This is a genomic window from Variovorax multivorans, assembly GCF_051216835.1.
In the GTDB taxonomy this organism is placed as follows: domain Bacteria; phylum Pseudomonadota; class Gammaproteobacteria; order Burkholderiales; family Burkholderiaceae_C; genus Variovorax.
Genome location: NZ_JBPJZL010000054.1, coordinates 1 through 1174 on the forward strand (window position 1 = coordinate 1; position 1174 = coordinate 1174).

At 60.7% G+C, this 1174-nt stretch carries 1 protein-coding gene; it reads right to left on the minus strand.

From position 1 onward, the window contains the following. Positions 1–119: 119 nt before the first annotated feature. Positions 120–1097 carry an IS5 family transposase gene (locus ACSFCA_RS36530; RefSeq protein WP_435458121.1) on the minus strand — a complete coding sequence of 326 codons (978 nt, stop codon included), beginning with the start codon at positions 1095–1097 and terminating at the stop codon, positions 120–122. Positions 1098–1174 lie beyond the last annotated feature (77 nt).

The window sequence follows — 1174 nt, forward strand, 5'->3', positions numbered from 1 at the left end:
CTAGGGAAGGTCTGATCAAGTCGTAAATTGGCTTGATGGCGAGCGCGTGTGCTTGTCGTTGCGCTCGCAAGCTCGTCTCACCGAGCATCCCCATGCGTTTGAGAGGCCCTTGCGGCCCTTCATGCCGTCTGCAGACGCACCTGTCCGCGCATCGCGATCAGTTTCTTCCTGGCCATCCACAGGTTCGATAACGCAAACAGCGTGATCACATGCGCCGTGTTCTTGGCCAGTCCCTTGAACCTCACCTTCGCCAAGCCGAACTGTCGCTTGATCACTCGGAACGGATGCTCCACCTTCGCCCGGATGCTGGCCTTGCGGTATTCCTGCTTGCGCGCTCTGGCCTTGGCTCGGCCTTCTTGCATCTTCGCCATGTCGCTGGGCCGGCCCGCAATGTGCCACTGCACACTGCGCTGCACCCGCGCCTGCGCTCCGCGATAGCCCGAGTCTGCCCACACCGCGTCCTCTTTGCCGTGCAGCAGGTCGCTCACCTGCTCGACGTCTGCCTCGTTGGCTGCGGTAGTCGTCACCGTGTGCACCAACCCCGAGTCCGCATCCACACCGATGTGCGCCTTCATCCCGAAGTGCCACTGGTTGCCCTTCTTGGTCTGGTGCATCTCAGGGTCTCGCTCGCCGCCCGCGTTCTTCGTGGAACTGGGTGCCGCGATGATGGTGGCGTCCACGATGGAGCCCCTCTTCAGAAGCAGCCCTTTCCTGGCCAGGTGGGCGTTGACCTGCTTGAAGATGTCCTCGGCCAGATCGCTGGCTTCCAGCAGATGGCGGAAGTTCAGGATCGTCGTCTCGTCGGGAATCGACTCCATTCCCAGGCCTGCAAACGTGCGCAGCGAGGTGATCTCGTATAGGGCTTCCTCCATCGCCGGGTCGCTCAACGCAAACCAGTTCTGCATCAAGTGCACGCGAAGCATTGCTTCCAGCGGATAGGGCCGACGTCCGCGGCCTGCCACCGGGTAGTGCGGTTCGATGACTTTGAGCAGTGCCTTCCAAGGCACTACCAGCTCCATCTCGGCAAGGAAGACTTCCCGACGTGTCCTCTTCCTCTTGCCTGCATGCTCGGCATCCGAAAAACTGATCTGGCTCATCGTTGGCGCTCCTTCATTCAGCATGCGTAATCAACGTTCAGAGCGGCCATCCGTGGACTTGATCAGATGTTCCCTAG